Consider the following 15,490-nt stretch of genomic DNA (forward strand, 5'->3'; position numbering starts at 1 on the left):
CTCAGGTCCCCGTCGGCCGCTGTGCCTGCGCCGGCAGCTGCCGGTCGCGCGCCCACGCTACATCGGGCAGCTTGCCACCGTAGGTGTCCTGCACCCAGGGGTAGCTGCACAGTTCCTTGGCCAGCATGCTGGCGCGTACATCCACGTGAGGCATGGTGTTCTGGCCCAGCTCGCGGAAGCCGAAGCTGCCGTGGAAGAGCAGGGCGGCGTCGGCGCCGTGGTCCAGGAACACCTCGCAGGTCATCTGCGGGTAGCGCAGTTCGGCAAAGCTCTGCGCATCGGCGTAGAACGCACGGCCGACGCCACCGCCGCGGCGGCGGCTGGCGACCACGATGCGGTCGATATAGAAGAAAGGGGTATCCAGCTGCTGCTTGAACCAGGCGAAATTGCTGCTGTCGTGCTGGCTGTCGCTGCCGAAGCCGATCAGGAAGCCGGCCAGGTTGCCGTCGCGCTCGGCGACGCGGAAATATTCAGCGGTTTCGTAGAACAGGTGCAGCCGGGCCGCATCCAGCGGAAGGATGGCCAGGCCAGCATTGTTGTTCAACGCCAGGACGGAATCGAGCTCGTGCTCGCGCACGTCGCGGATGACAATCGACATTGTGACTCCGTGGGGTAACGCGGTTGGTCCTGCGAACGGACCCTGCGCACGATTATTGCATGCCCGGGGTGGGCTGCGGCATGAACAGGGGGCAGGGGCAAGCATGACTTTATGCCCTTGGGGCAGACCGCGCACAGGCTACGATGGGCCATGCTGGCCCGACTGAACCACAATGCGATGCTGCGCTACTCCGGGTTGTTCACCTGGGGCACCGTTGGCCTATGGCTGGCGATCTACCTGATCGATCCGGTCTCGCTCACCCTGGAAAGCCTGGATGGCGAAGCCGGCTACCGGGTCATTCCATGGGCCTCGGCCTACCTGGCCTTCGGCGTGGTGTACTGGGGCCTGACCCGTGATCTTGGCGAAAGTGGCCCCGGCTTCTTCGACCATGCCGCGCTGATCCTGCTCACCGCCTGCGCCATCGGCGTCAGCTATTTCTCCGGCACCGCGCTGGGCAGCATCCTGCTGATGGTGGTGGCCGGGCTGCTGCCCTGGCTGCTGGGCCCGCGCATCGGCGTGGTCTGGCTGGTGGCCAGCAACCTGGCCGTGCTGCCGGTCTACATCAAGCCGCTGGGCTTCCCGCCGGTCATCGCCGTGCTGCAGGCGATGGGCTACATGGGCTTTTCCAGCTTCGTGTTCGTCATTGCCTTGGTTGCACGGCGCCAGGCCGAAGCGCGCGACGAGCAGCGCCGTCTGAATGCCGAACTGCGCGCCACCCGCGCCCTGCTGGCCGAAAGTGCGCGGGTGAACGAGCGCACGCGCATTTCCCGTGAACTGCACGACGTGCTGGGCCACCAGCTGACCGCGCTCACCCTGAACCTGGAAGTGGCCGGGCATCTGGCCGACGGCAAGGCGCTGGAACATGTGAAGCGCTCGCATACCCTGGCCAAGCTGCTGCTGGGCAACGTGCGCGAAGTGGTCAGCCAGCTGCGCGAGACCGGGGCCATCGACCTGGCCGCGGCGCTGCGCCCGCTGACCGAGAACGTGCCCTCGCTGGATATCCAGCTGGAGGTGGAGGAGCCGCTGAACGTGGAGGACCCGCAGCGGGCCCACGTGCTGCTGCGCTGCACCCAGGAAATCATCACCAACACGGTGCGCCACGCCCACGCCCGCCACCTGTGGATCCGGGTCTACCGCGAAGTGCCGGGGCAGGTGGTGGTGGAAGCCCGCGACGACGGCGTCGGGGCGGAAATGGTCAATGCAGGCAATGGCTTGCGCGGCATGCGCGAGCGCCTGCAACAATGTGGCGGCCAGCTGCAGGTGGAGACCCGCCCTGGCGACGGCTTCCGCCTGCGCGCCACGGTACCGGCCACGGTGCTGGCCGCACTTACCCAGGTTCCTGAAGGAGTACGGTGATGATTCGCGTCTGCCTGGTCGATGACCAAACCCTGGTGCGGCAGGGAATCCGCTCCCTGCTGGCGCTCGACGATGGCATTGAAGTGGTGGCCGAGGCGGCCGACGGCCGGCAGGCGGTCGAGCTGGTGCCGCAGGTGCGCCCGGACGTGGTGCTGATGGACATGCGCATGCCGGTGATGTCCGGCCTGGAAGCCCTGCAGGTGCTGTCGCGGCAGGAACAGCTGCCGCCGACCATCATCCTGACCACCTTCGACGATGACCAGCTGGTGCTGGCCGGGCTGAAGGCCGGCGCCAAGGGCTATCTGCTGAAGGACGTGACCCTGGAACAGCTGGTGGGGGCCATCCGTACCGTGGCCGACGGTGGTTCGCTGGTGCAGCCGGCGGTGACCCAGCGCCTGCTGTCCGGGCTGGAGCACATGCGCAACGATTTCGTCAGCCTGGACCGGCCGGACCCGCTCACCGACCGCGAGACGGAGATCCTGCGGCTGATGGCCAGCGGTTTCTCCAACAAGGAAATCGCCAATTCGCTGGGCGTGGCCGAGGGCACGATCAAGAATCACGTCTCGAACATTCTGTCCAAGCTGGGCGTGCGCGACCGCACGCGCGCGGTGCTGAAGGCGTTCGAACTCCAGCTGGTTTGATTAAAATCCTTTCAGGACAAGGGCTTGGGGCGTATTTCCAGGCCCAGGGCAGGGTGCCCCCCTACTTGCCGGGGCCCCAGATGCGTTACCCTTCAAAATCTTTGTCCATACAAATACGCAGCCGGCACGGAAACCGGTGCGCCAATCCGATAAACAATGCCTGCGAAGCCTGCTAGGATTGGCGCTTCGCTTCAATCAACCCGGCCGTGGGATCGGCCCCGGAGACTCTCTGAATGACCCGTATTATCGAGTTCCTGATCGCCTTGGGGATCGTGGCTGGCCTGTTCGTCATCATTGGCGTATGTCTGCCGGGCGAGCGTCACATCACCGAAAGCATCGAGACCAACCGCAAGATGACGATCGTGTACGACACGGTCAACAGCCTGCGCCGCTTCAAGGACTGGAACCCGCTGGTACTGCGCGATCCCGCCGTTGACCTGAAGCTGTCCGGCCCGGCCTCGGGCGTGGGTGCCACCCTCGATTTCGCCTCCAAGGAGCTGGGTAACGGTTCCTGGAAGATCACCGAATCGGAAGAAAACAAGCGCGTTGTGATCGCCGTCGAAGACCCGACCAAGGGCCACGACAAGGTCACCACCTTCACCCTGGAGCCGACCGGCAAGGGCGGTCGTAACGTCAAGATCACCCAGGACTACTCGGTGAAGTACGGCTTCGACCTGTTCGGCCGTTACGCCGGCCTGTATGTCAGCCGCCAGATCGGCGACGACATCAAGATGGGTCTGTCGCGCATGGCCAATATGCTGGCCACCGTGCCGAACGTTGACTACCGCACCGCCGAAGCCCCGCTGACCGATCTGGCCATCGTGGACGTGCCGGCCGAAGACCTGCTGGTCGTCAATGCCGGTAACGTCGATCGCGGCCAGGACACCATCACCAAGTCCATCAAGGACAACCAGGAATGGATCAAGCGCGTGATGGAGGCCAATGGCCTGGAAGCCGCCGGCCCGTTCCGCATCATCACCACCGATTTCGGTGCTGAGAAGTACGCCTTCGACATCGCCCAGCCGGTGAAGAAGAAGGGCGCTGAAGGCGCGGCTGCCGAAGAACTGTCCGTCAAGATCGACGGCGGCGCTCCGGTGAAGTACGTCCGCGTTGCCCCGCACCGTTCGGCCCACGCGGCCTACACCGGCCACATGGCTGGCCTGGACATCGCCCGCAACGCACTGCGTGCCTGGGCTGTGACCAACGGTTCGGAAGTGATCGATCGTCCGTACGAGTCCTGGAAGGATGGTGTGGACAAGTCGTTCACCCCGGAAGGTACCTACGACATCTACTGGGCCGTCAAGTAAGCCTCGGCTGACCCATGTAGTGTTGGACACGAAAACGCGCCGCTTCCTGCGGCGCGTTTTTTTTCATCTGTGCCCCGAGGTCGGGGCCCTGCGCAAGGAAAGACCATGTTCACTGCCGAACGTCGTGCGCGTAAACCTTCACTGCTGGCCTGCTTGGGCGCGCTGCTGGCGGCAGCGTCGATCGGCCTGTCGGCCTATGCCGCCCACGGCGTGGCCGACCCGCTGGCGCAGCAGCACCTGAACATGGCGGCGCTGTATGCCTTCGCCCATGGCGCGGTGCTGCTGGCGCTGGGCCCGCGCGCGCAGGGCGCGATCGCGCACCTGGGCCTGTACCTGCTGCTGCTGGGTGTGCTGCTGTTCTCCGGCAGCCTGGTGGGCGGCGCGCTGTGGCAGTGGCCAACCCGGCTGGCGCCGGTGGGCGGCACCACCTTGATGGCCGCGTGGGTGCTGCTGGCGATCAACGCGCTGCGCCGCTGAGGTAGCCCCGGCCGCGCGCATTTGTAGAGTCGAGCCATGCTCGACTGGGAGAGCGCATTTGTAGAGTCGAGCCATGCTCGACTGGGAGAGCGCATTTGTAGAGTCGAGCCATGCTCGACTTCGGCAAAACCAGCCGAGCATGGCTCGGCTCTACAGAAAACCAGCCGAGCATGGCTCGGCTCTACAGAAAACCAGCCGAGCATGGCTCGGCTCTACAGAAAACCAGCCGAGCATGGCTCGGCTCTACAGAAAACCAGCCGAGCATGGCTCGGCTCTACCTCAGTCGTTGGCCGGTGCCCAGCACCAGTGCCACGGCTCGTAGACGATGCCGTGCGGGTTGTCGCGCGGGTAGCTCAACCGGAACCCGTGGCCGCCGGCGTGCGCCTGCAGCCAGGCAAACGCCTCGGTGGCTTCAAACGTTTCTTCCGCCGGCGCATCGCCCGGCGTGCCGATGTCCAGCGCATCACCCCGGTGGTGTTCGCTGAAGCCCGGCGCGGCGTTGACCTTCAGGATCTCGTCCACGCTCAGCCCGCGCGCGCGCTTGCGTTCGAAAATACCCAGCTGGTACGCGTGGCTGCGGAAACCAGAAATCGCATCCAGCGCCACGCCGTCGCGTGCGGCGTGCAGGCGCATGCGGCGCCAGCCCTGCGCGGCGGCGCGGCGCAGCCACAGCGGGCGGCCGAAACGGTCGCGTCCGGCGAAGTGCAGCAGGCAGGGCTCGGCTTCCAGCGGCAATCCGCTGTCCTGTGCATAGGCATCCGCATCCAGGCCCAGCTGCTGCAGGCGCTGCTGCAGGCCCGCCAGCGGCAGCCAGTGGTCTTCCAGCGTTGTGGCGAAGGGGCGGGCGCGGGCCTGTTCCAGCAGCGCCAGGGCCGCTTCCACGCCGGGCTCGCGCGGCAGCCGCGCTACCAGTGAGTGCACACCGTGGTCCAGCACCACGGCCAGGTAGCGGCCATCCTGTTTGCGCCGCAGCACCCACTGCGCGCGGGCCAGCAGGCGTGCATCCAGGTTGCTGCGCGCGCGCAGCAGGGCGGCCGGCCACAGTTCCACGGCCTCGGTGTTGATCAGCAGGGGGGCGCGACGGTGCATGCCCGCAGCTTACTGCCGTGGCGCGGTGGCGGCCACCTTCTGCAGCGCGTCCAGCAGCGCCTGCGGACGCTCCAGGCTGAGCAGCAGGGTGCTGCCGCCGCGCACCGGAATCACCAGCGTGCGCTGGCGGTCGGTCACCAGGGCAAACCCCTTGTTGCCGCCCTGCAGGCGGAAGTGGCCCGAATAGAAGCCCGGCATCGAATAGCCATTGGTCTTGTAGCGCAGGCCGTAGCGACGGTCGCGGCCCAGGTCCACCACCTCGGCCTGCTCCAGCTGCAGCTGCGCCACCGGGGTGCGGCGCCGGTACAGCGTGGAGCGCACGTCCAGAACATTGCCATCGATCACCACCCGGCGGCGGAAGAACGCCGTGCCCAGGCCCGCGCCGATCAGCACCAGCACGACCAGGCTCCACGCCGCGCTGCCCCACAGGCGGAAGAACGGCGGCGCCAGGGTGATCTCCATCCACGGCGCAGCGGCCGGCGCGTGCCTCAGTTCGGCCCACACGCACAGGGCGAATACGATCAGCAGCGGCAGCAGGATCCACAGCACGCGCAGTGGCGAACTCTCGGCAATATCGAACGAACGCGGGTCGCTGCCATTCATTGCGGTGCTCCCTTGCGCGGCGCGCATGGTCAGATTTCCTTCTTGAAGACCAGCATGGCCGGGCGCATCGGCGCGGGAATGATCACGTTCACCAGTTCCCAGCCCAGCAGCCCCTGCCGGGTCAGTTCGTTCTGGATGTCCTCGGCCTTCAGCACGCCCATCAGCGATGTCTTCACTTCAATGGTCTGGTAGCTCCAGCGCTTGCTCATTCCTTGTCCTCGGGTGATGGCGTGGGTTTTGGCAGGCGCCCTGCCTTGCGCAGGGCGTCGCGCAGCACGTACTCGATCTGGGCGTTCAAACTGCGCAGCTCGTCGTCAGCCCAGCGTTGCGCCGCAGCCAGCACGTCGGCGTTGATGCGCAGCGGATAGGCTTTCTTCTCACTCATGCGAACTCCTGGCGGGGCGCGGTGGCGCCCCGTTGCGAGGGTGGCTCAGTACAGCGAACCGGCGTTGACGATCGGCTGGGTGCCGCGGTCCGAGCACAGCACGGTCAGCAGGTTGCTGACCATGTGCGCCTTGCGTTCCTCATCCAGCTGCACCACGCCATTCTTCTGCAGTTCGGCCAGGGCCATTTCCACCATGCCCACCGCACCGGCCACGATGCGCGTGCGCGCGGCGATCACCGCATTGGCCTGCTGGCGCTGCAGCATGGCCTGGGCGATTTCGGCGGCGTAGGCCAGGTGGCTGATGCGTGCATCCAGCACCTGCACGCCGGCGTCGGCCAGGCGTTCGGCCAGTTCGTTCTTCAGGTGCTGGGAAATCTCGCTGGCGTGGCTGCGCAGGGCCAGCTGGCCGTCCTCGTGCTGGTCGTAGGGATAGCTGGTGGCCATCGCGCGCAGCGCCGATTCGGACTGGATGTGCACGAAGCTTTCGTAGTCGTCCACGTTGTAGACCGCTTCGGAGGCATCGACCACCTGCCAGACGATCACCGCGGCAATCTCGATCGGGCTGCCATCAAGCTCGTTCACCTTCAGCTTGCCGCTTTCGAAGTTGCGCACGCGCTGGCTGACCCGGCGCTTGGAATAGAAGGGGTTGTTCCAGCGCAGGCCGTTGTCCTTCACCGTGCCTACGTACTTGCCGAACAGGCTCAGCACCGCCGCCTGGTTGGGCTGCACCGTGTACAGGCCAGCCAGCACCAGCACCGCGGCGACGACCAGCAGCAGGCCGCCCAGCATCATCAGCAGGTTCGGTGCGCCGGTGCTGGCTTTGGCTGCCACCCCCAGCACGAACAGCGCGCCACCGGCCAGCGCGGCCAGCAGCGAGACGGCCAGCGTACCCAGACCGTTGAGGGAGGAAAGCGACTTCTCTTTCATGGCAGTACGTCCTTGAGGGTTCGATTGAACGATATCAAATTGATATCACATCGCAAGTGCCGTTCGTCGGCCGACCCGGCTGGACCGGCTAGAATGCCCACCCGCCTTCACATCGCTGCTGGAACCCCCATGGCCAAGCTTGGAACCCCGCTGTCCCCCTCCGCCACCCGTGTGCTGCTGTTGGGCTCGGGCGAACTTGGCAAGGAAGTGGCCATTGAACTGCAGCGCCTGGGCGTGGAAGTGATTGCCGCCGACCGCTATGCCGATGCGCCGGCGATGCAGGTGGCGCACCGCGCGCACGTGATCGACATGCTCGACGCCATGGCTCTGCGCGCGTTGATCGCACAGGAGCAGCCGCACCTGGTGGTGCCGGAAATCGAGGCCATCCACACCGAAACCCTGGTGCAGCTGGAACAGGAGCAGGGCCTGCGGGTGGTTCCGACCGCGCGTGCCGCGCGCCTGACCATGGACCGCGAAGGCATCCGCCGCCTGGCCGCCGAAACCCTGGGCCTGCCGACCTCGCCGTACCGCTTCGTGGACACCGAAGCCGAATACCGCGCCGCGGTGGCCGCCATCGGGCTGCCGTGCGTGGTCAAGCCGGTCATGTCCTCCTCGGGCAAGGGCCAGAGCACCCTGCGCAGCGAAGCGGACATCGCCCCGGCGTGGGACTACGCGCAGACCGGCGGCCGTGCCGGTGCCGGCCGCTGCATCGTCGAAGGCTTCATCGACTTCGATTACGAGATCACCCTGCTGACCGTGCGCCACGCCGGCGGCACCTCGTTCTGCGCGCCGATCGGCCACCTGCAGAAGGACGGTGACTACCGCGAAAGCTGGCAGCCGCAGCCGATGTCCAGCGCCGCGCTGGCGCGTGCCGAAGAGATCTCGCGCGCGATCACCGACGACCTCGGTGGCTGGGGCCTGTTCGGCGTCGAGCTGTTCGTGAAGGGCGACGAGGTGTGGTTCAGCGAAGTCTCGCCGCGTCCGCACGACACCGGCCTGGTGACCCTGGTCTCGCAGGAACAGAGCGAATTCGCCCTGCACGCGCGCGCGATCCTGGGCCTGCCGATTCCGGTCATCCGCCAGAGCGGCCCGTCGGCCTCGTGCGCGCTTCTGGCCCATGGCGAAGGCGTGCCGTACTTCAACAACGTGGCCGCCGCGCTGCAGGTGCCCGATACCGCGGTGCGCCTGTTCGGCAAGCCGAGCGTGCATGGCCACCGCCGCGTGGGCGTGACCCTGGCGCGCGCCGAGACCATCGACGAAGCCCGCGCCATCGCGCGTGATGCCGCCGAAGCCATCGGCGTCGAACTGCGCCCGTAAAACGGTAGCGCCGGGCCATGCCCGGCGCCCGCGTCCCGGCAGGTACCGACCGATGGTCGGTACGTTTTCCGTTATCGCACGTCCACCCACACCAGGTGGTGGTCGCTGCCGTCGGCAATCTTCGCTTCGGCGCTTTCATTGGCTGGCCAGAACACGCCGCTGCCCACGTACTCGAAACCGGTGGAAGGCAGCACGTAGTCCAGGCGCATGGTGCCCGACTTCGGGCCGAAATCGCCGGTGGCGTGGAACGGTGCGCCCTTGCGCACGATGCCCTTGGCCGCATAGGCCAGGCTGGTCTGTTCGGCACCCACGCTGCGCGGGGTGGGGTAGCGCAGCACGCGCGGGTTCTCGATCAGATTGACGATGGCATCGTGGCGGCCATCGCCATCGACCGGGTCGTTGTTCAGATCGCCGAAGATCACAAAGCGCGCGTCCTGGGCCAGGCCGCCGCACTTGCCCTGGTCATCGCACAGCCAGGGCGTGTCGCCAGCCGACAGGTACTCCTGCCACAGCCGCAGTTCGTCGTGGTTGCGCGCGGCATTGCGCTTTTCCGGGCCGTCGAACACCGGCGGGGTCGGGTGCGAAACCAGCGCATGCACCACGCCGGCCGGGGTCTGCACCGGCACATCCCAATGCGACTTCGAGGACAGGCGCAGCTGCGACCACACCGCATCGCTGTAGAAGCTCTTGCCGGTGCGCGGGTCGACCGGGCGGATCGCGCCGGGCATCGTGCTCCACTTCAGCAGCTGGAAGCTGCGGACCTTGGCCTCGTCGATCGGGTAGCGCGACAGCACCAGCATGCCGTACTGGCCGGGGTGCAGGCCGTAGCCCCAGGCATCGTTGCCGCGGCTGCGGCCTTCGCCGCCCACCGTGCCATTGCCGTCCAGGTCCAGGCCGCTGGGCACGCCGGTGTTGACCGGTGCCAGGTAGCGGTAGGCGAAGTGCAGCGGCTTGCCGCCGCCGGGCTGGGCCACTTCCAGGTAGCGCTGCTGGAACAGATCGGCGGCGCGGTGGGCATCGTCGAAGTCGAATTCGTTCAGCAGCACCAGGTCCGGCCGCACCTGCTGCAGCACGGCGGCGATCTTGCGGGCGTGTTCGCTGTCGCCTTCCAGTTCCTTGATCAGGCCGCCGGCATCGTCCGAATACAGCGAGGTGTTGTAGGTGGCCAGGCGCAGCGTTGCAGACGGCGTTTCGGTCATCGCGGGGGGCTTGGCGAAGGCGGGGGCGCTGGCGCCGCAGAGCAGGGCCAGGGCGAGGATCAGGGGATGGCGGCGGGTCATGTTCATGGGCCGTATTGTGCACCCGGCCTGGTGTCAGCGGTTTGTCAGCGGCCGTCCAGTTCCTTGTCGAAATCATGCCAGCGGCGGCCGTCGTAGGCCTCCAGCGGGTGGAACCGGCGCTTGTAGTCCATCTTCTGGTGCTCGCGTATCCAGTAGCCCAGATACACATGCGGCAGGCCTTCGCGGCGGGCCCATTCGATCTGCTGCAGGATGGCGAAGGTGCCCAGCCCGCGCGCGGCATGGGCCGGGTCGAAGAAGGTGTAGACCGCCGACAGCCCGTGCTCGGTCACATCGGTCACTGCCACGCCCAGCAACTGGCTGGGCTGGCCGTCGTGGCCGGGCAGGCGCATTTCCATGAAGCGGGTATGTGACCAGGTACCGATCAGGAACTGCTCGAACTCGCGCGGGCCATGGTCGTCCATGCCGCCATTGGCATGCCGGTGCGTCAGGTAGCGGTGGTACAGATCGAACAGATCCTGGCGCGGCATGGCGGCGGCGATGCGCACTTCCAGATCGGCATTGCGCGCCGCGCAGCGGCGTTGGCTGCGGTCGGCAGCGAAGCGGGCCACCGGAATGCGCACAGCCACGCAGGCATGGCACTGGGCGCAATGGGGGCGGTAGACCAGATCGCCGCTGCGGCGGAAGCCCCAGCTCAGCGCCAGCGGGTACAGCCCGCCCAGGCGGCGGTCCTGCGGATCGAGCACCAGATCGCGCGCCACCCGGTCCGGCCAGTACCCACACGGGTGCTCGCCGGTCTGGAACAGCCGCAGTTCGTCGTCTCTGTCGCCGTGTATCGCCATGGGCACAGCATAGCCCCAGTGTGTCGCATCGGCCGCGACTGTCCGCCGGATGAACGGAACCGGCTGGCGCGTCAACCGATGTCGCGCACAGGCGTTGTTGTCCCCCGAGGGTGAACTGATCACCCCGACGCAACCCCTACCAGGAGTGACCCGATGATCCGTACCCCCCTGTTGCTGGCCCTGCTGCTGGGCACCTCCGCCACCGGTATCGCGCTGGCCGCCGACACCCCGGCCCCGCCGGCGCCGCGCCCGGTGAAGCTGGACACCAACGGCGACGGCGTGATCGACCGCAGCGAAGCGGCGGCCAACCCGCGCCTGGCGGCGAAGTTCGACGAACTGGACAAGAACAAGGACGGCAAGCTGTCGCGCGATGAGCTGCCGCGCTGGAAGCATGGCCGTCGCGGTGGCCATGGCGGTCCCGATGCCTGGATGGCCAAGCTGGACGTGAACAAGGATGGCCGCATCAGCCGCGAGGAAGCCAAGGCCGATCCGCGCCTGGCCGCGCGCTTCGACCAGATGGACGTCAACAAGGATGGCTACCTGGACAAGGCCGACCGTGAGCTGCGCATGAAGCAGCATCGTGACGCGTGGTTCGCCGCGGCCGATACCAACAAGGATGGCCAGCTGAGCAAGGCCGAATTCGATGCGGCCAAGGGCCCGATGCACGGCGGCCCGCGCCCGGGGAGCCCGCGTGACGGCATGCCGCCGAAGCCGCAGCGCTGAATCACCGCGTTCTGATCGACCACGACGCCGGCGCACCGCCGGCGTCGTGCGTTGCGGGCCTAGCGTCCGCCAGTATGTGCTACGGCATACAGCACCACGCCCAGCACCATGATGTTCATGGCGATGACGCCGGTGCGCCCGTACATCGATTCATACACCCAGTTGGTGCCGGTGCGCCCACGCCGCGCCGAATCGCGGGCGATCAGCGGCGCCATGATCCGCTGCAGCGGCCCCAGGCACTGGTAGTTCACCAGGCCCAGGCCGAGCACCAGCACCAGCAGATGCACCCAGGTCGGCGCCTGCAGCAGCACCACCGCCAGCACCGACAGGCAGCAGGCCATGGCGGTCCAGGTGTTCATGCGCACGAAGCGCCAGACCTGCGCGCGCTCGGCATCGGTCTTGGCGTAGGACAGCAGGAAACGACCGCCCAGGTAGCTGCCGATCACGCCGCCGGCCACGCCACCGGCGAAGGCGCCCCAGGTGCTGGCCGGAATCATGTGCAGGTAGCCCAGCGCGGCGGTGACCGAGCCCATGGCGGTGCCGCCGGCCACGCTGGCCCCGCCCAGGCCCAGCTTGCCGCCGCCCATGCCGACGCCGGCGCTCAGCAGGATTGCCGCGCTGGCGGTACCGGGGGCCGCCACCAGCACCATCGACACCACGGCCGTGGCGAACGCTGCGCTGGGTGCGCTGCTGCGGGCGAATTCGCCGAAACGCTGCAGCAGGCCGTCGCGTACCTGGCCGCGCGCGCGCGACAGGCGCTTGCGCACGGCGGCATCGCTCAGCCCCAGCAGGTCGGCCACCTGCTGCGAGCGTTGCCCTTCGCGGTAGTACAGCAGCAGCACTTCGCGGCTGTCGCTGGGCAGGGCGGAAATGATGTCTTCGGCGGCGATCTCTTCTTCCAGCCGCTGCAGCCGGTCGGGCGCGCCCGGGGTCGGGTCAGCGGCCATGCCCAGCGCCACTTCGGCGGCGTCGCCGGTGAGCGGCCGACCGCGCTGCGAGCGCAGCCAGTCGCGGGCCAGGTTGCGGGTGATCTGCCGCAGCCAGGGCAGGAAACTGGTGCTGCTGCGCAGCTGGTGCAGCTGCTGCCAGCCCTTCACGAACGCTTCCTGGGCGATGTCCTCGCTGGCCTGGCGGTCGCCGGTGATGGCCAGGGCGATGGCGGTAATGGTGTTCTGGCAGGCCAGCACGATGCGGCCATAGGCGTGCTGGCAGCCGCCGGCAGCGGCGGGCAGCTCGCGTTCCAGGGTCTGGTCGATCGATGCGGCGAACGTCGTCATGGCGGCGGCTCCTGCAGGGATTGTGTCCCAAGACGCCGCCGCGCGCGAAGTGTGACCGGACGGGGCCCGATCACGCCGGGCACGGCCCGGCGCTACCGAACCTAGCTGGAGGGCTGGATGCGGACCCGCACTTCTTCCTCTTCCGGCGCGGCCTGCGGTGCCGGCTGCGGCTGGGCCTGCGGTGCCGGTGCCGGGGTGGCCGGGGCGGGCGCGCCACGGTGGCGCAGGCCGATCACCAGCGCCACGGCGGCAATCACCACCAGCAGGCCGATGCGGATGCGCCAGGCCCAGCCACGGCCGCTGCCGCCTTCCTGCGGTGCGTCGCGGAAGGCGAATTCGGCGGTGGGGTGGTCGCGGCGGGTGGTGTCGAGCAGGCGTGCGTCGCGCAGGATGTCGCGCGCACGCGGCTGGTCGTCGGCGCGCACGATCCACACGGCGGGGTAGGCCTGGGCATTGCCCAGGTCGGTATAGCTGAACTGGCCACGGCGGCGGGTCTTGTACGACCGGCCGTTGGTCACCTTCACTTCAATGCCGTGGCTGCGCAGCAGCTCGGCCACGCCTTCCACGGTTTCCACGCGCTGGCTGCTGAAAATCTGACGCATCGTCTTACTCCTTGGCCGGCACGGCAGCAACGGCGGCCTGGTCGGGCACCACGCGGATCAGGCCTTCCTGTGCGGTGCTGGCCACCAGCACGCCATCGCGGGTGAAGAACTGGCCGCGCGCCAGCCCGCGCGAATCCTGCGCGCTGGGGCTGTCCAGCGAATACAGCAGCCAGTCGTCTGCGCGGAACGGGCGGTGGAACCAGATGGCATGGTCCAGCGAAGCCATCTGCACATGCGGGTGGTAGTAGCTGATGCCGTGCGGGAAGGTGGCCGTGCCCAGCAGGTGGAAATCGGAGGCATAGGCCAGCAGGGCCTGGTGCAGCTCCGGCGCATCGCCCACCGGTTCGCTCAGGCGCAGCCACACCTGGTGGTAGGGTGGGCGCTTGGGCGGGTTCAGTTCATCGCGCGGGTACACATGGCGGAACTCGAACGGGCCGCCGCGCGAGAGCCAGCGCTGCACCTTGATCGGCAGCCGTGCCAGCACTTCCGGCGGCAGCGGGCGGTTCGGTTCGATGTCTTCCGGCTGCGGCACTTCGGGCATCTTGTGCTGGTGCTCGGCGCCCTGTTCGGCCTGCTGGAACGAGGCCGCGCAGAAGAAGATCACCTTGCCATGCTGGATCGCAGTGACCCGGCGCACCGAGAAGCTGCCGCCGTCGCGGGTGCGGTCCACGTCGTAGACGATGGGGTGGTCGATGTTGCCGGCGCGCAGGAAGTAGGCGTGCAGCGAATGCACGTGGCGGCCGTTGTCCACCGTGGCCTGGGCCGCAGCCAGCGCCTGGCCCAGCACCTGCCCACCGAACACGTACTTGGTGCCGATGTCGCGGCTCTGGCCGCGGAACAGGTTGTCCTCCAGCCGCTCCAGGGTGAGCAGGTCGATCAGCTCGGAGACGACGGGTTCGGGCGTGTCGTTCAAGGGGGCGGCCACAGCAGTGAAGAAGGGACCGATTATACCGGTCAGGGGTCAGATCCCTTTCGCCTTGCGAAAGGGCGCTGACCCCGGGGGCACGCCACAGGCAACCAGGCAATCGTCGAAGGCGGGGTGGGGCCGGTTGCGGGGGCGTGAGCGCCATGGGCCCGAGGCATGCCTCGGGCGGGTTGGGCAGGACGCCCAACCCCGGTCTTGCCGTGTGCGCGGGACAGCGCACACGAGCAAGCGCGACCGAGGCTACAGGGACGTACTTGCGCCGTCCCCCGCAACCGGCCCCACCTCGCCTCCCTGCGCAGAGTGGCTTTTGACGTTGACGTTGACGTTGACGTTGACGTTGACGTTGCGTCTGCGGGTGCCGGGCGGCAGCCCGGCGCTTTACTTGCCCAGCCGGGCCACCAGCGCCTGCAGGGCATTCTGCGCATCCGCCGCGAACCAGGCCTCGACGAAGCGGTCCAGCTGGATCAGGTCCGGGTGCAGGGCCTCGTGCAGCTCGGCGCGGGCAATGGCGCGGGTCAGCAGCATCGGCTGGCGCGGCTGCTTCAGCAGGTGCTGCAGCCAGGCGATGGCGCGGGCCACCACCAGATCGCCGTCGGCCAGCTCATCCACCAGGCCGATCTGCAGCGCCTGTTCGGCCGGCACCAGCGCGCCGGTGCTCAACAGCATGGCCGAACGGTGCAGGCCCACGGCGCGGCGCAGCAGGCGCTGGATGCCTTCCGGCGCCACCAGGCCCACCTGCACCTCGTTCAGGCCAATGGCGTAGGGGCGTGCCGGATCGGTACTGCGCGCCATCACCCGGTAATCGCAGCACAGGGCCAGCACGCAGCCACCGGCCGGGGCATGCCCGGTGATGGCGGCCACTACCGGAATGCGGCTTTCGGCCAGCGTGCGCACCGCACCGAAGAACGCATTCCAGCTGTCCAGCAGCTTGTGCTTGTCATCGCCATGGGACAGCAGATGCGGCACGTCCATGCCGCCGGTGAAGATGCGCTCGCTGCCCGACAGCACGATGCCGTGCGCGTCTTCGGCCATGGCCTGTTCGATGGCGTGGATCAACTGCCGGCACAGGTCGGTGTCCAGTGCATTGACCGGCGGCCGCGCCAAGCGCAGTTCGCGGATGGGGCCATGGTTGATCACCTCGATGAGCGTCGTCATGCTGCGGTCTCGTTGCGGACAGGAATCT

At 67.8% G+C, this 15,490-nt stretch carries 18 protein-coding genes; 6 read left to right on the forward strand and 12 right to left on the reverse strand.

Annotated features, from left to right (window positions below; translation table 11 throughout):
• Window position 1 precedes the first annotated feature (1 nt).
• Window positions 2-598 carry a GNAT family N-acetyltransferase gene (locus C1922_RS05940; protein ID WP_108748923.1) on the reverse strand — a complete coding sequence of 199 codons (597 nt, stop codon included), beginning with the start codon at window positions 596-598 and terminating at the stop codon, window positions 2-4.
• Between the two features lie 150 nt (window positions 599-748).
• On the opposite strand from C1922_RS05940, the gene C1922_RS05945 reads away from it, so the two are divergent.
• The 4 genes from C1922_RS05945 to C1922_RS05960 all read left to right on the forward strand — a co-directional run bounded on the left by C1922_RS05945 (window position 749) and on the right by C1922_RS05960 (window position 4,379).
• Window positions 749-1,954 (forward strand): sensor histidine kinase, encoded by a 1,206-nt coding sequence (locus C1922_RS05945; RefSeq protein WP_108748924.1) that lies wholly within the window; start codon window positions 749-751, stop codon window positions 1,952-1,954.
• Window positions 1,954-2,595, forward strand: coding sequence for a response regulator transcription factor (locus tag C1922_RS05950; RefSeq protein WP_108748925.1), 642 nt, complete (start codon window positions 1,954-1,956; stop codon window positions 2,593-2,595). Before C1922_RS05945 ends, C1922_RS05950 begins: the two co-directional genes overlap by 1 nt.
• A gap of 233 nt (window positions 2,596-2,828) precedes the next feature.
• Window positions 2,829-3,902 carry an SRPBCC family protein gene (locus C1922_RS05955; protein ID WP_108748926.1) on the forward strand — a complete coding sequence of 358 codons (1,074 nt, stop codon included), beginning with the start codon at window positions 2,829-2,831 and terminating at the stop codon, window positions 3,900-3,902.
• 105 nt (window positions 3,903-4,007) lie between these two features.
• Window positions 4,008-4,379 (forward strand): DUF423 domain-containing protein, encoded by a 372-nt coding sequence (locus C1922_RS05960; RefSeq protein ID WP_108748927.1) that lies wholly within the window; start codon window positions 4,008-4,010, stop codon window positions 4,377-4,379.
• Between the two features lie 279 nt (window positions 4,380-4,658).
• On the opposite strand, the gene C1922_RS20495 is transcribed toward C1922_RS05960, so the two are convergent.
• From C1922_RS20495 to C1922_RS05980, 5 genes are read right to left on the reverse strand one after another with little or no spacing between them, the layout of a single operon-like run.
• A complete protein-coding gene (locus C1922_RS20495; RefSeq protein ID WP_199912232.1) occupies window positions 4,659-5,468 on the reverse strand; it encodes a M15 family metallopeptidase in 810 nt (269 codons plus the stop codon).
• A gap of 9 nt (window positions 5,469-5,477) precedes the next feature.
• A complete protein-coding gene (locus C1922_RS20500; protein ID WP_199912233.1) occupies window positions 5,478-6,071 on the reverse strand; it encodes a PH domain-containing protein in 594 nt (197 codons plus the stop codon).
• 29 nt (window positions 6,072-6,100) lie between these two features.
• Window positions 6,101-6,280, reverse strand: coding sequence for a DUF4177 domain-containing protein (locus C1922_RS05970; protein ID WP_108748928.1), 180 nt, complete (start codon window positions 6,278-6,280; stop codon window positions 6,101-6,103).
• Window positions 6,277-6,456: an Arc family DNA binding domain-containing protein gene (locus C1922_RS05975; RefSeq protein ID WP_100439285.1), complete on the reverse strand. Its 180-nt coding sequence runs from the start codon at window positions 6,454-6,456 to the stop codon at window positions 6,277-6,279. Before C1922_RS05975 ends, C1922_RS05970 begins: the two co-directional genes overlap by 4 nt.
• A 45-nt stretch (window positions 6,457-6,501) precedes the next feature.
• On the reverse strand, window positions 6,502-7,383 hold the full coding sequence (locus C1922_RS05980; protein WP_108748929.1) for an SPFH domain-containing protein: 882 nt from the start codon (window positions 7,381-7,383) through the stop codon (window positions 6,502-6,504).
• A 129-nt stretch (window positions 7,384-7,512) separates the two neighbouring features.
• On the opposite strand from C1922_RS05980, the gene purT reads away from it, so the two are divergent.
• Window positions 7,513-8,700 (forward strand): formate-dependent phosphoribosylglycinamide formyltransferase, encoded by a 1,188-nt coding sequence (gene purT / locus C1922_RS05985; RefSeq protein WP_108748930.1) that lies wholly within the window; start codon window positions 7,513-7,515, stop codon window positions 8,698-8,700.
• A 71-nt stretch (window positions 8,701-8,771) separates the two neighbouring features.
• Here the strand turns inward: purT and C1922_RS05990 are convergent, their stop codons facing one another.
• Together C1922_RS05990 and C1922_RS05995 are read right to left on the reverse strand one after the other, a co-directional pair.
• On the reverse strand, window positions 8,772-9,986 hold the full coding sequence (locus tag C1922_RS05990; protein WP_108748931.1) for an endonuclease/exonuclease/phosphatase family protein: 1,215 nt from the start codon (window positions 9,984-9,986) through the stop codon (window positions 8,772-8,774).
• Window positions 9,987-10,024: 38 nt separating this feature from the next.
• Window positions 10,025-10,780: an arginyltransferase gene (locus tag C1922_RS05995; RefSeq protein WP_108748932.1), complete on the reverse strand. Its 756-nt coding sequence runs from the start codon at window positions 10,778-10,780 to the stop codon at window positions 10,025-10,027.
• A 153-nt stretch (window positions 10,781-10,933) separates the two neighbouring features.
• Between C1922_RS05995 and C1922_RS06000 the strand changes: the two genes are divergently transcribed.
• Window positions 10,934-11,503, forward strand: coding sequence for an EF-hand domain-containing protein (locus C1922_RS06000; RefSeq protein WP_108748933.1), 570 nt, complete (start codon window positions 10,934-10,936; stop codon window positions 11,501-11,503).
• A gap of 59 nt (window positions 11,504-11,562) precedes the next feature.
• Here the strand turns inward: C1922_RS06000 and C1922_RS06005 are convergent, their stop codons facing one another.
• The 4 genes from C1922_RS06005 to C1922_RS06020 form a co-directional block, all read right to left on the reverse strand.
• Window positions 11,563-12,780 carry a sigma-70 family RNA polymerase sigma factor gene (locus C1922_RS06005; RefSeq protein ID WP_108748934.1) on the reverse strand — a complete coding sequence of 406 codons (1,218 nt, stop codon included), beginning with the start codon at window positions 12,778-12,780 and terminating at the stop codon, window positions 11,563-11,565.
• Between the two features lie 101 nt (window positions 12,781-12,881).
• Complete coding sequence (locus C1922_RS06010) at window positions 12,882-13,382, reverse strand: pathogenicity-like protein (RefSeq protein ID WP_108748935.1); 501 nt, start codon at window positions 13,380-13,382, stop codon at window positions 12,882-12,884.
• A 4-nt stretch (window positions 13,383-13,386) separates the two neighbouring features.
• Window positions 13,387-14,295 carry an acyl-CoA thioesterase II gene (tesB, locus tag C1922_RS06015; protein WP_108748936.1) on the reverse strand — a complete coding sequence of 303 codons (909 nt, stop codon included), beginning with the start codon at window positions 14,293-14,295 and terminating at the stop codon, window positions 13,387-13,389.
• 390 nt (window positions 14,296-14,685) lie between these two features.
• Window positions 14,686-15,462 (reverse strand): enoyl-CoA hydratase/isomerase family protein, encoded by a 777-nt coding sequence (locus tag C1922_RS06020; RefSeq protein WP_108748937.1) that lies wholly within the window; start codon window positions 15,460-15,462, stop codon window positions 14,686-14,688.
• Window positions 15,463-15,490 lie beyond the last annotated feature (28 nt).

Source organism: Stenotrophomonas sp. ZAC14D2_NAIMI4_7 (assembly GCF_003086675.1).
GTDB lineage: Bacteria > Pseudomonadota > Gammaproteobacteria > Xanthomonadales > Xanthomonadaceae > Stenotrophomonas.

Bases quoted from the DNA above. Each gene is read 5' to 3' on its own strand.
- C1922_RS05940 (WP_108748923.1), bottom strand. From the start codon at position 598: ATGTCGATTGTCATCCGCGACGTGCGCGAGCACGAGCTCGATTCCGTC.
- C1922_RS05945 (WP_108748924.1), top strand. From the start codon at position 749: ATGCTGGCCCGACTGAACCACAATGCGATGCTGCGCTACTCCGGGTTG.
- C1922_RS05950 (WP_108748925.1), top strand. From the start codon at position 1,954: ATGATTCGCGTCTGCCTGGTCGATGACCAAACCCTGGTGCGGCAGGGA.
- C1922_RS05955 (WP_108748926.1), top strand. From the start codon at position 2,829: ATGACCCGTATTATCGAGTTCCTGATCGCCTTGGGGATCGTGGCTGGC.
- C1922_RS05960 (WP_108748927.1), top strand. From the start codon at position 4,008: ATGTTCACTGCCGAACGTCGTGCGCGTAAACCTTCACTGCTGGCCTGC.
- C1922_RS20495 (WP_199912232.1), bottom strand. From the start codon at position 5,468: ATGCACCGTCGCGCCCCCCTGCTGATCAACACCGAGGCCGTGGAACTG.
- C1922_RS20500 (WP_199912233.1), bottom strand. From the start codon at position 6,071: ATGAATGGCAGCGACCCGCGTTCGTTCGATATTGCCGAGAGTTCGCCA.
- C1922_RS05970 (WP_108748928.1), bottom strand. From the start codon at position 6,280: ATGAGCAAGCGCTGGAGCTACCAGACCATTGAAGTGAAGACATCGCTG.
- C1922_RS05975 (WP_100439285.1), bottom strand. From the start codon at position 6,456: ATGAGTGAGAAGAAAGCCTATCCGCTGCGCATCAACGCCGACGTGCTG.
- C1922_RS05980 (WP_108748929.1), bottom strand. From the start codon at position 7,383: ATGAAAGAGAAGTCGCTTTCCTCCCTCAACGGTCTGGGTACGCTGGCC.
- purT (WP_108748930.1), top strand. From the start codon at position 7,513: ATGGCCAAGCTTGGAACCCCGCTGTCCCCCTCCGCCACCCGTGTGCTG.
- C1922_RS05990 (WP_108748931.1), bottom strand. From the start codon at position 9,986: ATGAACATGACCCGCCGCCATCCCCTGATCCTCGCCCTGGCCCTGCTC.
- C1922_RS05995 (WP_108748932.1), bottom strand. From the start codon at position 10,780: ATGGCGATACACGGCGACAGAGACGACGAACTGCGGCTGTTCCAGACC.
- C1922_RS06000 (WP_108748933.1), top strand. From the start codon at position 10,934: ATGATCCGTACCCCCCTGTTGCTGGCCCTGCTGCTGGGCACCTCCGCC.
- C1922_RS06005 (WP_108748934.1), bottom strand. From the start codon at position 12,780: ATGACGACGTTCGCCGCATCGATCGACCAGACCCTGGAACGCGAGCTG.
- C1922_RS06010 (WP_108748935.1), bottom strand. From the start codon at position 13,382: ATGCGTCAGATTTTCAGCAGCCAGCGCGTGGAAACCGTGGAAGGCGTG.
- C1922_RS06020 (WP_108748937.1), bottom strand. From the start codon at position 15,462: ATGACGACGCTCATCGAGGTGATCAACCATGGCCCCATCCGCGAACTG.